General features: G+C 63.7%; 1 protein-coding gene. It reads left to right on the forward strand.

All coding sequences use genetic code 11. From position 1 onward, the window contains the following. Positions 1 to 423, forward strand: a 423-nt coding sequence (locus tag AC1DFE_RS24130; RefSeq protein ID WP_476908340.1) for an oxidoreductase C-terminal domain-containing protein, incomplete at its 5' end; no start/stop codon positions are given. Positions 424 to 622: the final 199 nt, after the last annotated feature.

Consider the following 622-nt stretch of genomic DNA (forward strand, 5'->3'; position numbering starts at 1 on the left):
TGTGCTGCCTGGTTTGATGCTGCGGTGGATCGGCACCGGCGGGTGGAGCACTGGACGGGTGCTTTGGAGCGGGCGGCGCTGGCGGTGCAGGCGCTGCTGGACAGTGATTCCCCGGCGCAGCCGTTGAAGCCGCCGTATTTCTGGTCCGACCAGCACGGGGTGAAGATCCAGTTCGCCGGCCACTCCGCCGGCTACGACCGCCTCGACGTCGAGGCGGGGGATGCCGCCGAGCACAGCCTGCTGGCCGTGTACTACCGGGAAGATGTTCCCGTTGCTGTTCTGGGCATGAACCAGCCTCGGCTGTTCACTAAGTGGCGCAGGAGCCTGGCGACGCCGGCACCCAAGCCGGCAGCCGCCGTCGTACCCGCAGTACTGATGACGGCGGACAAACCTGCCCTTGTCGGTGCTGGCGCGGCGCTGTAGCCCCAACTCTTCTTGTAATTCGTGTTGTTTGCTGTTTGTTAGGAGAACAAATTGTCTGTTGAGGTAACCACTCCGAGCCTGATCCCGACGCTGGGCGGGCATCTGTATACGGATCCGGCTATTTTCCGGGCCGAGCAGGAGCGTATTTTCGAGCAGATGTGGTTCTGCGCGATCCGGTCCTCGGACCTGGACAAGCCCG

The sequence above is a fragment of the Arthrobacter sp. 05T423 genome, from assembly GCF_056396245.1.